This is a genomic window from Luteibaculum oceani, from assembly GCF_007995015.1.
Taxonomy (GTDB): Bacteria; Bacteroidota; Bacteroidia; order Flavobacteriales_D; family Luteibaculaceae; genus Luteibaculum; species Luteibaculum oceani.
In genome coordinates this window covers 148,267-164,407 of the sequence record NZ_VORB01000006.1, presented here as the reverse complement: position 1 = coordinate 164,407, position 16,141 = coordinate 148,267, and the positions used below count along the sequence as shown (strand labels likewise).

At 39.7% G+C, this 16,141-nt stretch carries 15 protein-coding genes and 1 riboswitch; of the genes, 10 read left to right on the top strand and 5 right to left on the bottom strand.

Annotation, left to right across the window (positions count from 1 at the left end):
* Positions 1–15 precede the first annotated feature (15 nt).
* A riboswitch (TPP riboswitch) is annotated at positions 16–109 on the bottom strand.
* Between the two features lie 647 nt (positions 110–756).
* From FRX97_RS07970 to FRX97_RS07960, 3 genes are all read left to right on the top strand, one after another.
* Complete coding sequence (locus FRX97_RS07970; RefSeq protein ID WP_147014670.1) at positions 757–1,194, top strand: response regulator; 438 nt, start codon at positions 757–759, stop codon at positions 1,192–1,194.
* 38 nt (positions 1,195–1,232) lie between these two features.
* Positions 1,233–1,640, top strand: coding sequence for an RrF2 family transcriptional regulator (locus tag FRX97_RS07965; protein ID WP_147014669.1), 408 nt, complete (start codon positions 1,233–1,235; stop codon positions 1,638–1,640).
* A gap of 103 nt (positions 1,641–1,743) precedes the next feature.
* Positions 1,744–2,658, top strand: coding sequence for a sulfotransferase family protein (locus FRX97_RS07960; protein WP_147014668.1), 915 nt, complete (start codon positions 1,744–1,746; stop codon positions 2,656–2,658).
* Here the strand turns inward: FRX97_RS07960 and FRX97_RS07955 are convergent.
* Positions 2,655–3,989 (bottom strand): oligosaccharide flippase family protein, encoded by a 1,335-nt coding sequence (locus tag FRX97_RS07955; RefSeq protein ID WP_147014667.1) that lies wholly within the window; start codon positions 3,987–3,989, stop codon positions 2,655–2,657. The genes FRX97_RS07960 and FRX97_RS07955 overlap by 4 nt on opposite strands.
* Before the next feature lie 140 nt (positions 3,990–4,129).
* On the opposite strand from FRX97_RS07955, the gene FRX97_RS07950 reads away from it, so the two are divergent.
* The 3 genes from FRX97_RS07950 to FRX97_RS07940 all read left to right on the top strand — a co-directional run bounded on the left by FRX97_RS07950 (position 4,130) and on the right by FRX97_RS07940 (position 7,953).
* Positions 4,130–4,924, top strand: coding sequence for a hypothetical protein (locus tag FRX97_RS07950; RefSeq protein WP_147014666.1), 795 nt, complete (start codon positions 4,130–4,132; stop codon positions 4,922–4,924).
* Between the two features lie 70 nt (positions 4,925–4,994).
* A complete protein-coding gene (locus FRX97_RS07945; protein WP_147014665.1) occupies positions 4,995–7,088 on the top strand; it encodes a T9SS type A sorting domain-containing protein in 2,094 nt (697 codons plus the stop codon).
* Positions 7,089–7,173: 85 nt separating this feature from the next.
* Positions 7,174–7,953 carry an SOS response-associated peptidase gene (locus FRX97_RS07940; protein ID WP_147014664.1) on the top strand — a complete coding sequence of 260 codons (780 nt, stop codon included), beginning with the start codon at positions 7,174–7,176 and terminating at the stop codon, positions 7,951–7,953.
* A gap of 3 nt (positions 7,954–7,956) precedes the next feature.
* Here FRX97_RS07940 and FRX97_RS07935 read toward each other — a convergent pair whose 3' ends face one another.
* Positions 7,957–8,646 carry an XRE family transcriptional regulator gene (locus tag FRX97_RS07935; RefSeq protein WP_262711312.1) on the bottom strand — a complete coding sequence of 230 codons (690 nt, stop codon included), beginning with the start codon at positions 8,644–8,646 and terminating at the stop codon, positions 7,957–7,959.
* Between the two features lie 190 nt (positions 8,647–8,836).
* On the opposite strand from FRX97_RS07935, the gene FRX97_RS07930 reads away from it, so the two are divergent.
* Positions 8,837–10,321, top strand: coding sequence for an MltF family protein (locus tag FRX97_RS07930; protein WP_170227077.1), 1,485 nt, complete (start codon positions 8,837–8,839; stop codon positions 10,319–10,321).
* A gap of 3 nt (positions 10,322–10,324) precedes the next feature.
* Here the strand turns inward: FRX97_RS07930 and FRX97_RS07925 are convergent, their stop codons facing one another.
* Together FRX97_RS07925 and FRX97_RS07920 are read right to left on the bottom strand one after the other, a co-directional pair.
* A complete protein-coding gene (locus FRX97_RS07925; RefSeq protein WP_147014661.1) occupies positions 10,325–10,645 on the bottom strand; it encodes a DUF962 domain-containing protein in 321 nt (106 codons plus the stop codon).
* Positions 10,646–10,674: 29 nt separating this feature from the next.
* On the bottom strand, positions 10,675–11,439 hold the full coding sequence (locus FRX97_RS07920) for a DUF2490 domain-containing protein (protein ID WP_147014660.1): 765 nt from the start codon (positions 11,437–11,439) through the stop codon (positions 10,675–10,677).
* A 54-nt stretch (positions 11,440–11,493) separates the two neighbouring features.
* Between FRX97_RS07920 and FRX97_RS07915 the strand changes: the two genes are divergently transcribed.
* On the top strand, positions 11,494–12,264 hold the full coding sequence (locus tag FRX97_RS07915; protein ID WP_147014659.1) for a DUF1853 family protein: 771 nt from the start codon (positions 11,494–11,496) through the stop codon (positions 12,262–12,264).
* An 11-nt stretch (positions 12,265–12,275) separates the two neighbouring features.
* A complete protein-coding gene (gene msrA, locus FRX97_RS07910) occupies positions 12,276–12,893 on the top strand; it encodes a peptide-methionine (S)-S-oxide reductase MsrA (RefSeq protein WP_147014658.1) in 618 nt (205 codons plus the stop codon).
* Between the two features lie 212 nt (positions 12,894–13,105).
* On the opposite strand, the gene acs is transcribed toward msrA, so the two are convergent.
* Entirely contained in the window at positions 13,106–15,004 is a 1,899-nt protein-coding gene (gene acs, locus FRX97_RS07905) for an acetate--CoA ligase (protein WP_147014657.1), read from the bottom strand.
* A 140-nt stretch (positions 15,005–15,144) separates the two neighbouring features.
* Here acs and FRX97_RS07900 point away from each other — a divergent pair, with 140 nt between their 5' ends.
* Complete coding sequence (locus FRX97_RS07900) at positions 15,145–16,140, top strand: hypothetical protein (RefSeq protein WP_147014656.1); 996 nt, start codon at positions 15,145–15,147, stop codon at positions 16,138–16,140.
* Position 16,141: the final 1 nt, after the last annotated feature.

Sequence of the window (16,141 nt, the reverse complement as noted above, 5' to 3'; positions counted from 1 at the left end):
CCGGGAGTATCCTAGATCTGAATTATTACTTTTCCCTTCGTCCGCATCACCGAAATCAGGTTCTAAGGGTATAATCTCAGTCCATTGTTGGACACCCCCAAAGTTTTCACGAAGGTAGGAATTTTTAAATCCTAAGAAATTTATCTCAGCCAAGTTTTTATCCACCATGGCTCCTAGATTTTACACCTCCCGCTCCATATATGATCCCACAATTAATGGCTCCACTAAATTAACAACCTGTTTTAAATCATAAACACCTGTATCAACAAGAACTTGTTAGAAAGCTCATCGATGGGCGGAATTTAATTCGTGGGATTTTAACCGCGTTTGATAGAAAATTCAGGTAAAGTCCTCTGAAATTCACCTATCCTTGTTGTGAGTTAAGGATCAGGCTCCTAGTAAAGCGAAAATCATCTTTTATCGACGAGGCCAGATTAAAAGCCATCAAAACCAAATTTTTTATAGATAAATGAAAAATTGCCTTAAAAAAATCTCCCTAAGCCTATTCCTCCGCAAGGTCTTCTCCAAACACGACTTTAGGCTGGTCTATATCAGAATAAACTGATATCAAAAATCCAATGTTTATATCTGTTACAACATTGGAAACAACTGCGACAGATCAGCTTTAATTTTAATAAGGGTTAACATTACCTGTTGCATAGCGGTTTTCAGACCGATAACTATCACCTCTAAACCTAAGCTAGCTGAGGTAGTTTAAGAAATACCCAACGTAAATTTGTCTAAAGTCTCCACGTTATGAATAATCTAAAGAAAACACTTCTAGTTGTAGAAGACGAGCCGATGATGAGGCGGCTACTACTTCACATATTCAGTGAAAAATATAATGTAGTACTTAAGGAGAATGGTTTAGAAGCGATTGAATGGCTTAAGACAGGAACCAGCCCTAGTGTTATAATTGCTGATCTCAACATGCCAGAAATAGATGGATATGAGTTTATGGCAGAAGTAAGAAAATACGACTACTATAATAATGTACCATTAATTGTACTTTCTGGTGAACAGGGATCTGATGATAGGGTAAAATGTTTAAAACGAGGTGCCGACGACTTTATGACAAAACCATTTAATCCAGAAGAACTTGAAATTAGAATAGAGAAACTTGCATCACTTCTAGGTGATAAAGCAGGCGTTTCTAGAATGGACGGTGTTAAAGTTATGTACAAAGAAGCCTAGTCGGGTTAATCTTGTTAACTTGCACCTAAAGGCGACACGTGCTCTCTAAAAAAACTAAATACGCATTTCAAGCACTTATATATTTAAATAAGAATCGGGATCAAAGTCCGATTCTTATTTCTACTATCGCTTCTTCCACCAATATTTCTAAGAAGTTTCTAGAAAATATCCTACTTGACCTAAAAAAAGCAGGAATTCTAGGAAGTAAAATGGGAAAAGGAGGAGGATATTTTTTGATGAAAGACCCAGAAAATATCCCCATGGCCTCGGTAATCAGACTGTTTAGTGGCCCTATAGCGCTTGTCCCTTGCGTTAGTATTAATTACTATGAAAGGTGTTCGGATTGCGCAGACGAAGAAACTTGCAAGCTACACGATGTAATGCTAGATGTTAGAGACCAATCCCTAAGAATTTTGGAAGGTAAAACCCTAGCAGATCTTTGCTAATTTACCTCCACCCCCACCTTTTTAACAGATCAAAATATCAAAATCCAATTAGTTTGGATAATATACAGACCTGATTAGATTTGTTCATCTTTAAATTCAAAACATGTCTCGTAAACCCGATTTCCTAATTGTTGGAATGGCGAAATGTGGAACCTCCTCACTCGCTCAGTACCTACTACAACATCCCGAAATATTTATTTGCGAGAAAAAAGAACCCCGTTTTATAACCAGTGTAGCTGGAAAATTCCCTAAAGGCGGCCCCAAAGACGACCAGGTTAGAGCGTGGTACGTTGAAACTTGGGACGAATACCTTAAACTTTTTGCAAACGCCAAAGCTAAAAGAGCCGGTGAAGCTTCTGCCGACACCTTGTACTTTTATCAAGACACCATACCCATAATCAAAGAGTTTCTTGGAGATCCTGAAATAATTATTATTCTGAGAGATCCGGTTAAAAGAGCTTTCTCTGCCTACTCACATCTAGTGAGAGACCAAAGAGAGGTACTTAGCTTCGAGGCCGCATTAGATGCCGAAGAAGAAAGAAAAAAGGAGGGATGGGAGTTAATTTACCACTACAAATCTGCGAGCAAATACTACGATTGCGTTAAAGCGTTTAAAGAGAATTTCACCAATGTTAAGGTGGTTTTGACTGACGATCTGCGTAAAACTCCTCAAGATACTACCCGTAGCTTATTCGAATTTCTTGGCATCCAGCAAAATCTGGACATAAACACCACGGTAGACTACAATGTTTCTGGAATTCCAAAAAATCAACTACTACACAATAGCCTCCAAGAAGAAACCTGGTTGAGAAAAGTGGTACGCCCCTTGGCCAGAGCTATCTTCCCATCCAAGGAAGCAAGATCATCTGCAGTTGCATGGTTATCATCGAAAAACATAGACAAGATGACACTTCCTGCCTACCTAAAGGATGACTTATACAATTACTTTAAGGAAGACATTCTTAAAACCGAAGAACTAACCGGGCTCGACCTTTCGACTTGGAAAAAGTTTACCTAGCGATTCAGTATGGCCTTTGCACGGGCTGGTAATTCCTTGGACACCTTTAGCATATTGCCAAACACGGCTGCTAGCGTCACATCAAAATTTTTGTTTAGATAACGCTGGTTGATACCCATTACCAATAACATGGTAAATAGCGAAGCCCAAGCAGCACCTGGAATTCCCCAAATGGGTATCAATAAAGCATTTAACACAACATTAATTATTGCATTTCTTGCTACAAATAACATGTTGGTTTTTGCCTTACCTACCGCATCCAATAAAATTCCCATTTGCTTATTAAAAGGAATAATAAGCCCGTATAACATGGTAATGTTTAAAATGAAACCTGCTTCAGCATACTCAGGCCCAGCGATTAATTCCACTATCCAATCTGAAAATACGATTACTACAATCACAAGCGGAATGAGCATAACCTGGAGGGTGGCAACTGAGTTTTCGTAAAGTGACTTTAAAGCAGCAGGGCCTTCCGACTCAGCCTTTTGCACAGCTTGAGGAAACATTACCTGTGCCAAAGCCATGGTTGGAACCTCAAAAAGGTTGGCAATACGAATGGCTACCGCGTAAATAGCTACGGCCGCAGGAGAAATATACCAACCCAACATCCAGGTATCAATATTTCGCATTACCACCGCGCTTAAATTGGTTCCAAGCGTGTATTTCCCGTAGTTAAACAGTTGTTTAATCCACGATTTATCGGTACGCCAGCTAAAAAGGATTAAATCTCGTGAGGAAAAAAACATGTAGGCAGCACCTGCAAAGGCAGCTGCGGTGAAGTACCACGCCAGCGTCCACAAATCCAATTGAACATCTTGAATGTAGTATACGAATACGGCAGCACACATTAATCCCGACCGGATCAAATTCCCTATCATAGTGCCCTTAAACCGGAATCGGGCAGCTTGTATGTACTCGTAGTGCGTAAAAAATGACAGCACCACGTTAAGAACCACATTTACATAAATCAGTGGGACCAAACCGGGGGCATTCCACGAATTGGCGATGGGAATGGCAGCCAAAAGAAGAATTAGACTAAAGATTATAGAAAATCCTAGATTTAATAAAAGTGAAGATGTCTGAAGACTTTCCTGCCTTAAAACCTCTTTTTGATTAAGAAAACGAATCAAAGGATTTTTGAAAAAACCAGACCTAGCCGTATCTATAAAAGCATGGATAGAGATAAACAGCATCCAGGTACCATAGTCTTCTTTGTTGAGGATGCTAACCAAAAAATGAAAGGTAAAAACCCCAAAAACCAGCATAGCCACACGCTCTAGAAGTGTAAACTTCCCCGAACTTATCCATACCTGCTTATCTGATTTTGCCAATTTAGCCGACTATTTGTCAATAATAAAAAAACCCCGTCTTAAGAACAGACTAAGTACCTAAAAAATGATCATCTTTAACTCATAGCTAACTTCGTATACATCAAAGAATATTAAGCTAGTCTACTTCTAATCTATTGTCCATGAGAAAGCTCTTGATACTATCATCTCTACTCTATTCATCATTAACCCATGGACAGTTTTTATTGGATGGATTTAAATCTAATTCTGGTGAATTTACAGTTGCGGCTAGCAGTGGGGTCCAACATTTTAAAAGATTTTACGCAGCACCGGGAAAAGTTGGGGTTAAGCGAAGCACCCAAATAAATTCGCTTTATTTCTCTGGTAACCTCACCAATTTTTTGAGAATCGCTGGTAGTCTCCCCCATTTCCGAGTTATAAAGAGTGATGTTAGCAGTTTTCAGGATGCCACAGTTCAGGCTCAACTGATAAGCCCTTATTCTCTATGGGGGCTTCGTCCTTATTTCATTTACACCTATTCACAGCCCCTAAGCTCCTATGCTACGGAAACCGCAACCGCCATTGGGCAGCAGGCTTTTGTACGCGGTTATGGCGGAGGATTACAGTGGACTGGAAAGCAATATTTTGCTGCCTTATCTTATCAGGCACAAGATAAAAACCCTCCCACCCCATCGGCAAATCAGTATCATTTTCGTGGAGGATATTTCCAAAATGCCTGGTTTTATTCTCTAACTCTTGAGATTCAAAAAGCAATTGGAGGTAGTGATTATAGAGATGGCAGCCGGCAACCTTTTACCACACTAGGTGCCGATTATACCAAACTGAGCACCACAGTATACAAAAGAATTACAAATCAATTTGGAATTTCTGCTAATATTGGACAGGTAATTAGCGGAAGAAATGTTGGCCAAAGCACCGAGTTGTTTATTGGATTGGTTTGGAATTCTAAGATTTAAACATTCATAATTACCATCCAATCTCCCCATAATATTTTACTAATTTGCCGCTAGTGTAAAACATTATACCATGCGGATCCTACTTACCATCCTATCCTTATTGTTTTTTATCCTAAATGCAAAATCGCAGTGTGATACGATTTATTTAAAAAATGTGTTCATGCATGACACCACGGTTTCTGTATGTGAGAATAGGGGCTTGAGCTTTTCTCGGATATCAATAAATGCAGATTTAAACCAAAGTGATAAAATGGTATGGTCCTTTTACGAGTATACTAGCCCAACAGATTCAAACCTGCTATTCCAAGAAACCTCATTTTCATTTTCAAATAATTTTCCTGACACTTTAATGCATTACTCAGGAAATAATTTTAAGGGCTTTGTATGGAAGGACAGCACCTGTAAACACATTCCAGACACCCTATCCTGGGAATTCTCGGTACGGCCGTTACCACAGCTTAAAACGGAGGCCTGCAAGGCCCCGTACCTTACCGAAATTACCGGTGAAACTTTGGTTGATGCAAACGACACCACTTCCAAAACCTATGTGCTTCAAAGTCCAGAAATTAGAAATTACCTCCGACTCCCAAACACTTTTACCCCAATTTTTCAAAAGGAAATTAGGGATGCGAACGGCGGAAACTGGATGCAGGTAGGACAGTTTAATCAAGACACTACGGTAACTTTAGATTCAATTCCATGGGACAGTACAGAGCTGCGGTTTATGGCCATTGAAATTCAATGTGCTTGTGGCACCAATCCTACTTACCAACCCTACGAAGCTGTTCATTTAAAAACCATTTTAATTAGAAAGGATTATTCGGGTGGAATCGTTAGCACCCTAACTGGGGATATTAGAGTAAGTAAAGATGACTCTTGTAGCGTGACCTTCCCATCGGGAAAAATGATGTTGAAATCCACAGGAGATTTTGGCACGAAATATTTTTGGTCTGATGAATACGGTACTTTTTCTGAAACATACTTTGGTACTGGCAGCGGAAAAGTAACCATAGCAGACCAAGGATACCGGGCCCAAGCGTGCGACCCAAACCAAAAAGACATCTCTTTTCAGTTCTCAGCAAATAATAACAGCGCGCGTGCAGAACTAAGGTTACAAGTTGAGCCCGCCAATATTTTAATTTATTCAAGCGGATGGGCAAGAAAACAACAACCTCAAAAAGGATTTTTCCAATACATCAGTGTTCGAAATGAGGGTGCACCCATATCTGGGAATCTGATTTGGTCTACCCCTAACCTAGGTAGCAATGGGTATCGACAAATTGCCAATTCGAATTCTGCCAATGCTGCCTCCAATTCGGATTCACAAATTTTGTGGACCAACGTATCCATTGGGTTCAATGAAAGTAAATCCTTTCTAGTTCATTCGGATGTGCTTGGAACAGCAATCATGGGAGAAAATGTAAACACTCGAATCGACTTTTTCTCTCCTCAAGAAACTTTTACCGAAGACCATAATGTACTCATAAGAAACTCTTACGACCCAAACGATAAACAGGTGTCTCATAAGGGCATAAAGCCCTCTGAGCTACAAACTCAGCCTCCGCTAATGAGTTACCATGTACGTTTCCAAAATACTGGAAACGATACGGCGTTTAACATCCTAGTTACCGATACGCTTTCAAACAAACTGAATCTAGAAACTTTCCACCTTGGAACTGCTTCCCACGATTATGACTTTGAGATGGATGGCCGCATTTTAAAATGGTATTTCAATAATATAATGCTCCCAGATTCGGGTACAGACTACGTGGGTAGCAACGGTCACTTAAACTTCTACATAGAGCCAGTAAAAACACTTCAACTTGGGGATCAAATTGGAAATAAGGCTAATATTTTCTTCTACCAAAACCCACCGATTATTACCAACACTGCTATCACACAAATTTCGAATACGGTTGGCATAAAGGAATTAAACACCACTTCAGTCGGCATTTATCCCAATCCTGGTAACGGAATAGTATTTATTGATAGCGACGAACCCATTGAACAGGTAGATGTTTTTGATCCAACAGGTAGAAAACTTACTACCGTACGAACAAAAGGAAACTCAGTGGATGTTTCGAAGCTAGAAAAGGGAAATTACATTCTTCTACTTCATACCAACAGAGGAAATACTGCGATTAAGAGTTACATAAAACATTAATTTTTTTTCAGAATCAATTAAAGGTGTATCCATGGGGTACACCTTTTTTGTTTCCATAAATTCGTAGAGAACTTATCTTTCTACTATGTGTTACGATGTTCAGACCAATTTGGAAGCCCAATTAAAGCGAGCAAAACGGTTAAATGACCCGAAAGCTATTGCAGAAATAACCGAAAAGCTTAAACCTTACACCAAAAATTACTTCCATGCGCCCGGTTTTGCCCACCCCATGCTACTTATCTATGGCAACGATAATCCCACAGAACCCGCACCGGCCACTTGGGGTTTGATCCCATCCTGGGTTAAAAGCGATGCAGATAAACTCAAGCTTTGGAATAATACCCTAAATGCTAAAAGCGAAACCATTTTTGAAAAACCCGCCTTCAGAGCCTCTGCTAAACAAATGCGATGCATAGTACCTGTAGTTGCTTTTTTTGAACATCACCACAAAGGCGGAAAATCCTATCCTTACAGAATTTTCAGAAAGGACGGCGCACCAATGCATTTAGCAGGGTTATGGAGCGAATGGACTAACCGTGAAACAGGTGAAATAGTAAAGAGTTTTAGCATAGTAACCACCCAAGCTAACGAGTTGCTCTCAACGATTCACAACAATCCCAAGATGAACGAAGCACGCATGCCGGTAATATTAACGGAAGAATCAGAAAATATATGGTTGGATACGGCTACACATGGTGAGCTCGATAAGGAAGTAAAAAATCTCCTGAACCCATACCCTTCGGAAGAGATGGACGCTTATCCAGTTGCGAGATTAAGAGGCAAAGAAGCCGTTGGGAACTCTGAGGAACTAACAGAAAAAAAATACTACCCGGAGCTGGAAGAAAATCAAGGAAGTTTGTTCTAATCCTTAAAAATCATGGCTATGGTAAGTCTCAAATTTCCACAGTTCTCGTAGCTCCTCAATCTTTATTTCGTAGGGTTTATAAATTCTATTTGTAGAGACTAAAATCCAAGTTTTGTCATCCCCTTTTTTAGGATAAACCAACTTGAAAACCACCCCGTCTTCCTTGGTTACCAAGATGTAGGCATGACCTGAAACAACTGTTCGCCAATCTTGCACATAGGAAGCTGTTACCCACGCCCCTTCGGGAATTGGCAACATGGAGTCTCCTGCTATTTGAAAGCAGCGATAAGACTTATTTTGATCCAAAAATGGGAGGTTAAACTTGGGCAGTTCGGCTATAAATTCGGGATCTCCATATCCAGCGGTATATCCCGCCTGAGCCTTCTGCGAAACCATTTCAATATTTTCCTTCCCTTTTTTATCGGTACTTATGGTTAACAACCTCAATTGCCTTCCAGTTATATCCACCTCCATCCCCCTATCTATTTCTGACAACTGAAATTCGGACAAAGCAGATAAATCGTAGCGAATTAAGGCATCGAGAGAAACTTTAAAGTATTCTGAGATTTTGATTAGCGTTGGAAAAGGTGGCTGAACTCCTTTTTCGTATCCAATTAAGGTCGTTCTACTTAACTCCAAATGTTCTGCTAATGCAGTTTGAGTTAAGCCCCTTCGCTTTCTCAGCAATTTCAAATTATTGGCAAAAAACATACTCCCTCTGTTTAAGTACAAAGAAAAAGAAAATGACGATTTAATTTACTTTTATCCGTCTAAATAATCAACACTAATTTAGATGGGTTGAATCCCTGTAATTTGTCATTCTACAGAATTATCTGGGTATTAGTTTGTAAAAAGTAATATATTGATGCTGCCATACCATCCTATGAAGAAACTTCTATACCTCAACTGTATTCTATGTTTAATGCTTTTTAGTTGTACGGGAAAACCTAAGACTAAAAGCAATAAGCCAAGCGCATCGTTAAAACCTAATTCTGCGACAAAAATCGATTTACCTCAAATAAAAAAGAGGGACACTCTGGTTGCGCTTACCGGATTTAATAGCATTAGTTATTTTATTTATCGAGGGCAGCCTATGGGCTATGAGTATGAGCTTTTAGAAAGGTTTGCTCGGCATTTAGATGTAGAGTTGAAATTGATCATCGTTCGAGATATGGACGACATATTTGAGCTACTTAACTCTGGCAAAGGCGATATCATTGCTCATAACCTTACCGTAACTGGTGGAAGGAAAGAAATTGTAAACTTCTCTGACCCGGTTAACACTACCCAACAGGTATTGGTACAGCGTAAACCTGAAAATTGGAGGCAATTAAAGCAACACCAAATTGAAAAAAAGCTAATTCGAACACCACTTGAACTCAGCGGAAAAACCATACACATTAGAGAGGGATCATCATACTACCCTAGGTTATTAAGCCTTATGGAAGAAACAGGTGAAGAGATTGACATAGAGACGGTTACCGGGGATGAGGCCAGTACCGAATCTTTAATTAAGCAGGTAGCACACGGAGAAATAGATTACACCATATCCGATGAAAACATTGCCTCTATTAGTACGGCTTTTTTTCCAAATTTAGATATAGATATGGCCGTAAGTCTTCAGCAGCAAATAGCTTGGGCCACCCGAAAAAACGCCCCTAAACTGCTAAAGGAAATCAATGCCTGGTTGGATAAAGAACAAAAGAATGCAGACTACTACGTTATCTATAACAAGTATTTCAAGTCGCGCAGAACCATAGCTAAAGCAGTAAAAAGTCCACTTTACGCCGCTACAACAGGGAAAATTTCCATGTACGATGAGCTTATTCGCAAGCACAGTGTAAAAATAGATTGGGACTGGAGATTAGTAGCTTCACTAATTTATCAGGAATCGAAATTTGACCCCAGTGCGGAAAGCTGGGTCGGTGCAAAAGGGCTTATGCAAATGATGCCAGAGACAGCAGCCGATTTAAAAGTTGAGGATCTTGAGGATCCAGACAATAGCATTAAAGCGGGTACCGATTATTTAAGAAGGCTGGAGCGCTTTTGGGAAAAACGAGTTGAAGACGAGGAAGAGCGAATTAAATTTGTGCTAGCATCCTATAATGCTGGGCCTGGACATGTTTTAGACGCCATGCGTTTAGCAGAAAAGTACGGTAAAAACCCTCAAAAATGGGAAAATCATGTTGCTGATTTCCTACGTAAAAAATCTAAGCCAAAGTACTATAACGACCCCGTTGTTAAATCTGGATTTTGCCGAGGGGAAGAACCCTTTAAATACGTAACTCAGATCTTAAGACGATACGAGCATTACAAGACCTTTGTAAAGGAAGAAAGTAAACCTAAAGAGGTCCTCGCCACCAAATAGGCGCTAAGCCTTAAAAGTTTCCTTTCCAAAAAGGATTCTAAAAAACAATTTGAAATCGGAGCCCAAACTCCAAATCGGATATTTAAAGGTCGCAGGCTTATTCTTTTCAAAGAAAAAATGCCCCGCCCAAGCAAAACCATATCCGAAAATGAGCCCCAACCATATCCATCCAAAATCGAATTGGTAGATACAGTAAATAAGGGTTATAAAGAATAGTCCTGTACCTATGAAATGGAGTATCCTAGAGGTAGTATTTTGATGTTCACTCAAGTAATAAGGATAAAACTCCTTAAATGACTTTATACGCTCTTCTCCTTGTTCCATGGGGTCTATTTTCCCCGAAGATAGTAACTCTAATCGATAAGATTTAAATCTTTATTCTTTCTAAAGTCTCCTAACCTTGAGCTTACCATAAACTGAAGTACAGGCTGTTGAAAGAACAATCCTGGAGCTATTTTATCGAACTGATCTAAAAGACCTAAATGGAAAGTAGCACTTTGACTAAGTGGAAAATCCAATCCCACATAAAACCAATTTCGATTTAAATCTACAGGGCGAAACCCATCAGCCTGCGAAATCCACACCTCATTAAACAGAGTTAACGCCACTTTAAAATTATCTATCTGTACCGTGGGGCTAGTTATGGTAAGCCTGTATCTAAATCGATTCACCTGACTATAGCCATCGGTAAAAACCTCACTCCCATTAGAAACTACATCCTGAGTCCATCTAATTTCTTCTCGAAAGCGATGTGAAAAAAGAAATTGCCCCGCCTTGTGATTTAAAGTTACCTGGGGCCAAATATTATGCTCGTTGGCTGGTAAAGAAGCTGCAAAATTATCCCCTGGCCAATTGCGAATAAAGGAGTACCCGGCAGAAAAAATTACGGTTTCATTAACGTGGTAGTTGAGCGCTGGTCTTATGATAGATAATCTTTTGGAGTCTAAAAACCGTGCTTGTCTCAAATGAAGTTCGTTCGTAAAATCTATCCTTTCTGATACCTTGGCAGTATTCAACCAGAAAAACCAGGAATTTAATTTTCCATTTACCGTTTGTTTTTGGGCAACGAGATTAATGGAAGAAACAACAAGAACAATCAGAATCACCAGATTTTTCATGGGGAGCGGTATATTTATGGCACAAAAGTCTCCATTGGGCACCACTTATCCAAAATGAATTTCTCCAAGCACTACAAAGCCTTTTTAGAATCTCACTCCATCCTTTTAAAATCGGTAATTCCAGGCTGCGAGATTTTTGATTATCAACCCATCGCCCCACCAAAGGCCTCGCAGATAAGAAGCTTCGAAACAAAAAAACTCGGTTACCTCGCGGAGGATTTCTTTGAGAAATACCTGGCAGATTCCTCCAGATACGCTCCCATAAGGCGCAACATTCAAATTATTGAGCAGGGTATCACTCTAGGAGAGTTAGATTTTATCATAGAAGATTTACCATCTGGAAATCTGATCCATCTTGAATTGGCCTTTAAATTCTACTTATGGAACCCACAATTGGGAACGGAATTTTGTGCGTGGATAGGTCCCAACAATAAGGACAGACTTGATTTGAAATTGGAACATTTTAAAACCAGACAAATTCCTCTGGGGCATAAGCAATACCCGGAACTTATTTCTCAATTTTTAATTCTTGGGCAACTCTATTTACCCTGGAAAACAGACTTTCCATTTTCCAAAACCCTAAACCCCTCTTCCCTTTCAGGATTCTGGATTAAGGAAAAGGACTTAAGCACCCTGGCGGCATACAAGTTCTACTATGTCGATAAATTGGATTGGTTTTTGAAACCTGAAATAAATGTGAACTGGAAATCTTACGAGCAAATAACCGCGTTGGTAAATGAGAAAATGAATAATAATAAATCCACCCTATTTTGGATTAAATCGCCGGAAGGAAACCTAAATAAACTTTTCGTTGTTTGGTGGTAAATAGATAGATCATGAAAAATATTATAGCGCTTATTGGCACTGGAATTCTACTTTCTTGCAGCGCCCAAAATGGTAAAACCCAATCCAAAAATCTCTCGAATTTAAACCGAGCCTATTTTGCTTCGGGGTGTTTTTGGTGTGTGGAAGCCATTTTTGAGAGTGTTAAGGGAGTAGAAGAAGCCGTATCGGGTTATGCAGGGGGAAATGAACAAAACCCTAGTTACCAGCAAGTAAGTGCCGGAAAAACTGGACATACAGAGACCGTAGTAGTTTATTACGATTCCACTCAAATAGATTATAAAACCCTCCTGAAAGTATTTTATGGGTCGCATAATCCTACTACCGTAAATGGCCAACACCCAGATTATGGAACACAGTATCGCAGTGCAATTTTCTACACATCAAAATATCAAAAGACACTTGCAGTTAGCTTTAAAGACAGCTTGGATAATAGCGGAAGCTACGCGGAGAAAATTGCCACCGAAATTTCACCACTAAAACGATTTTGGGAAGCTGAGGAATACCATCAGGACTATGAAAAAACAAATCCCAACCAGCCCTATGTGAGAGCAGTTTCCATACCAAGGCTGAATCGATTTAAGGAAAAATTTCCAGAGTTATTAAAGTAAAAGGAGCATCGAGCTCATTTTTTATTCCATTTACTAGCTAGACTCTTGTTCCTTTCCAAATCCCATATTGGACAATTAAGGATGCTGTTATCAAACCTAACAAGGTCCCCGACCGATTAGGAAAGATGGTGCATACTAATAGAATTACAATAATATTTGCCAACAGACCAAATACCTTTTGTGTTTTATTAATCCCTCGCTTCATCTGTTTACTACAATGCTCCTTCCTTAATTTTTTCGACTACCGAAGGATCTAATAAGGTTGATATATCTCCAAGATCATCTCCTCTACCTTCCGCAATTTTTCTAAGGATACGTCGCATTATTTTACCCGATCTAGTTTTAGGCAACCCGGAGACAAACTGAATTTTATCGGGTTTGGCAATTTTCCCAATGTGCTCCACTACCTTATCTATGATTTCAAGTTTACACTGTTCTTCATTTTCAACCTCGCCTTCGCAAATAACATAGGCGTAAATTCCCTGCCCCTTTATGTCGTGAGGATATCCAACCACAGCAGACTCAACAACCTTGGGATGCTCATTAATTCCGTTCTCTATTTCGGCGGTACCAAACCTGTGTCCCGAAACATTAATAACATCATCTACACGGCCGATAATACGGTACATTCCGTTCTCATCTCGTTTTGCGCCATCACCCGTAAAATAGTGTCCAGGATAAGACGAAAAGTAGACATGCTTACAGCGTTCATGGTCTCCATAGGTAGTTCGAATAATGGAAGGCCAGGGGAACTTCATGGCCAAATAGCCTTCCACACCGTTTTCCTTTATTTCTTTCCCTTCTTGGTCTATAAGTACAGGTTGAATACCTGGTAATGGATATCCCGCAAAGGTTGGTTTTTGAGGACTTAAATTTCCCAATCCCGAGATCATTATACCTCCTGTTTCGGTTTGCCACCAGGTATCTACAATAGGGCATCTCCCCTTTCCAACCTTTTCATTGTACCACTTCCAAGCCTCCTCGTTTATAGGTTCTCCAACCGTACCCAGAACTTTAAGGGTGGATAAATTATACTTCTCTACAAACTGATCTCCCCAGCCCATAAGCGCTCGAATAGCCGTTGGTGCAGTGTAAAATTGGTTGACTGCATGTTTTTCGCATATCTCCCAGAATCTACCTGGATTAGGGTAGGTTGGAACGCCCTCGAACATCATGGTTGTAGCCCCTGATAAAAGGGGGCCGTAAATAATGTAACTATGACCAGTAATCCAGCCTACATCGGCGGTACACCAATAAATATCGCTTTCCTCGTATTGAAATACATTCTGAAAAGAGAATGCAGTATACACCATGTAACCTCCACACGTATGCACAACTCCTTTTGGCTTGCCAGTTGAGCCAGAAGTATACAGGATGAATAGTAAATCTTCGGAATCCATGGGCTCGGCCTCGCAGCTTTGCGGCATGGGGTTTACAACATCGTGCCACCAAAAATCTCTACCTGATTTAAAAGAAGGATTTCTACCCAGACAGTTGTATACCAATACAGTGCTAACTGAAGGGCAATTTTCTAGGGCTTCATCAACAATGGTTTTTAGCGGAACTTCCTTGTCTCCCCTGTTTAATCCATCTGCTGTAATTACCATTTTAGCGTCTGCATCTATTACTCGGTCTGCCAGTGCCTTTGCAGAAAAACCAGCAAAAACTACCGAGTGTACCGCCCCAATTCTTGCGCAGGCCAATACTGCTATGGTTAATTCGGGAACCATAGGCATATACAAACAAACCCTATCTCCTTTTCCTATCCCCTTACTTTTTAGGGCATTAGCGCATTGACAAACCTTGTGATAAAGCTCCTTATAAGTATATCTAATACTCTTCTCATTGGGATCATTTGGCTCCCATATCAAAGCAATTTTATTACCTCTTTCATCCAAATGCCTATCTAAAGCATTTTCGGTAATGTTGAGTTTTCCTTCCAAAAACCACTTTACCTGTGGCCCGTCAAAATTCCAGTCTAAAACCTTTTTATATGGAGATTTCCAGGTAAAAGACTTGGCTATTTCATCCCAAAACTGTTCAGGGTTATCTACACTTTTCTGGTATTGAGCTTGATAGGATTCGAAGGAAGTTATTCTGAGACTTTGCATAGGGTTATATTAATTGCCTCAATCTAAAAACTTCTTTAAAATCATTCAAAAAATTGAGAATTATTAAAAGCTCTGTATTGTTTCGCCAATTTCTTAACCCGATTCCATGAATTTGCTTTATTTGAGGCAAAATCTCTTTTATGTTCAGAATAGCCTTAATTAGGTGGACCATTTTATTAGCAGTAGGAGCCCTACTGTTCTATTTAAAATCTGAATTTGGATTACGATTAGACGGAGAGTTTTTTAAAGCTGGCAATCTTATTGGTGCATCAAGCATTCTAGCTGGAATAATTGTGGCTTACGTGATGGCCAAAATTTTTCAGCTCTCGCAGAGAAAATTCGAGGACGACCAAGAATTTGAAATTCTTTCTGATCAACTAACCAATTACCGCAAACTACTTTTTAGACTATTGAAAAGCCCAAACTTCTGGACGAAGTTTGATGACATTGTTAGGCTGAAAAAGAAATATCCTAAACTCACCTTTACGGACATCCATTCGGAAGAAGTAGAATCTAAGGAGAGTCAGGATTTTTGGAAAAATGAAGAAAACTTTTCCGCTACCACAGCCGATTTATATTTAGCCATGGAGTGCGTTACTGGCCCCATTGAAACCATTGAAGACATAGAAGAAGCCAAATCTGAATACAGCACTGAGTGGTTAAAAAAAATGCTTCCGGCTCTTAGTCAAATCTGGTTTTACCTTGAGGAAAAATTTGCTCGCCATACTGCTGGATTAATAAACGACCAGGGGATATGGGAACCCTATCAGGATAGCATTAGAAACTTAACGGCCCGAATAGACAAAAGACTAAAACGCAAATCTTTTGACAGAACTATAGTTGCAGAAATGGCCTCTAACTTTCAGGAGGAACACATTCCAAGAATGTTAACATTAAAAAGAGTTAGAAAAACCAAAATAACCCGATCGCTTACCAGTTTAATCCTAACCCTGGCAACGATGTTAATCGCAGGAACTGCTATTCCACTCGCAATAGAACTGTTTACATTCGACAATAATCTGGTTACCGAAATTGCCTTTTGGTGCACGATAGTCGTAATTGGATCAGTAATAAATTTGATAATCGATCTATTTTTACTTCTTTACAGGGACTTTTTTGGTTCAGAAACTTTCTAGT

Bases quoted from the DNA above. Each gene is read 5' to 3' on its own strand.
- FRX97_RS07950 (WP_147014666.1), top strand. From the start codon at position 4,130: ATGAGAAAGCTCTTGATACTATCATCTCTACTCTATTCATCATTAACC.
- FRX97_RS07945 (WP_147014665.1), top strand. From the start codon at position 4,995: ATGCGGATCCTACTTACCATCCTATCCTTATTGTTTTTTATCCTAAAT.
- msrA (WP_147014658.1), top strand. From the start codon at position 12,276: ATGAAAAATATTATAGCGCTTATTGGCACTGGAATTCTACTTTCTTGC.
- FRX97_RS07930 (WP_170227077.1), top strand. From the start codon at position 8,837: ATGAAGAAACTTCTATACCTCAACTGTATTCTATGTTTAATGCTTTTT.
- FRX97_RS07940 (WP_147014664.1), top strand. From the start codon at position 7,174: ATGTGTTACGATGTTCAGACCAATTTGGAAGCCCAATTAAAGCGAGCA.
- FRX97_RS07925 (WP_147014661.1), bottom strand. From the start codon at position 10,645: ATGGAACAAGGAGAAGAGCGTATAAAGTCATTTAAGGAGTTTTATCCT.
- FRX97_RS07970 (WP_147014670.1), top strand. From the start codon at position 757: ATGAATAATCTAAAGAAAACACTTCTAGTTGTAGAAGACGAGCCGATG.
- acs (WP_147014657.1), bottom strand. From the start codon at position 15,004: ATGCAAAGTCTCAGAATAACTTCCTTCGAATCCTATCAAGCTCAATAC.
- FRX97_RS07915 (WP_147014659.1), top strand. From the start codon at position 11,494: ATGAATTTCTCCAAGCACTACAAAGCCTTTTTAGAATCTCACTCCATC.
- FRX97_RS07920 (WP_147014660.1), bottom strand. From the start codon at position 11,439: ATGAAAAATCTGGTGATTCTGATTGTTCTTGTTGTTTCTTCCATTAAT.
- FRX97_RS07960 (WP_147014668.1), top strand. From the start codon at position 1,744: ATGTCTCGTAAACCCGATTTCCTAATTGTTGGAATGGCGAAATGTGGA.
- FRX97_RS07900 (WP_147014656.1), top strand. From the start codon at position 15,145: ATGTTCAGAATAGCCTTAATTAGGTGGACCATTTTATTAGCAGTAGGA.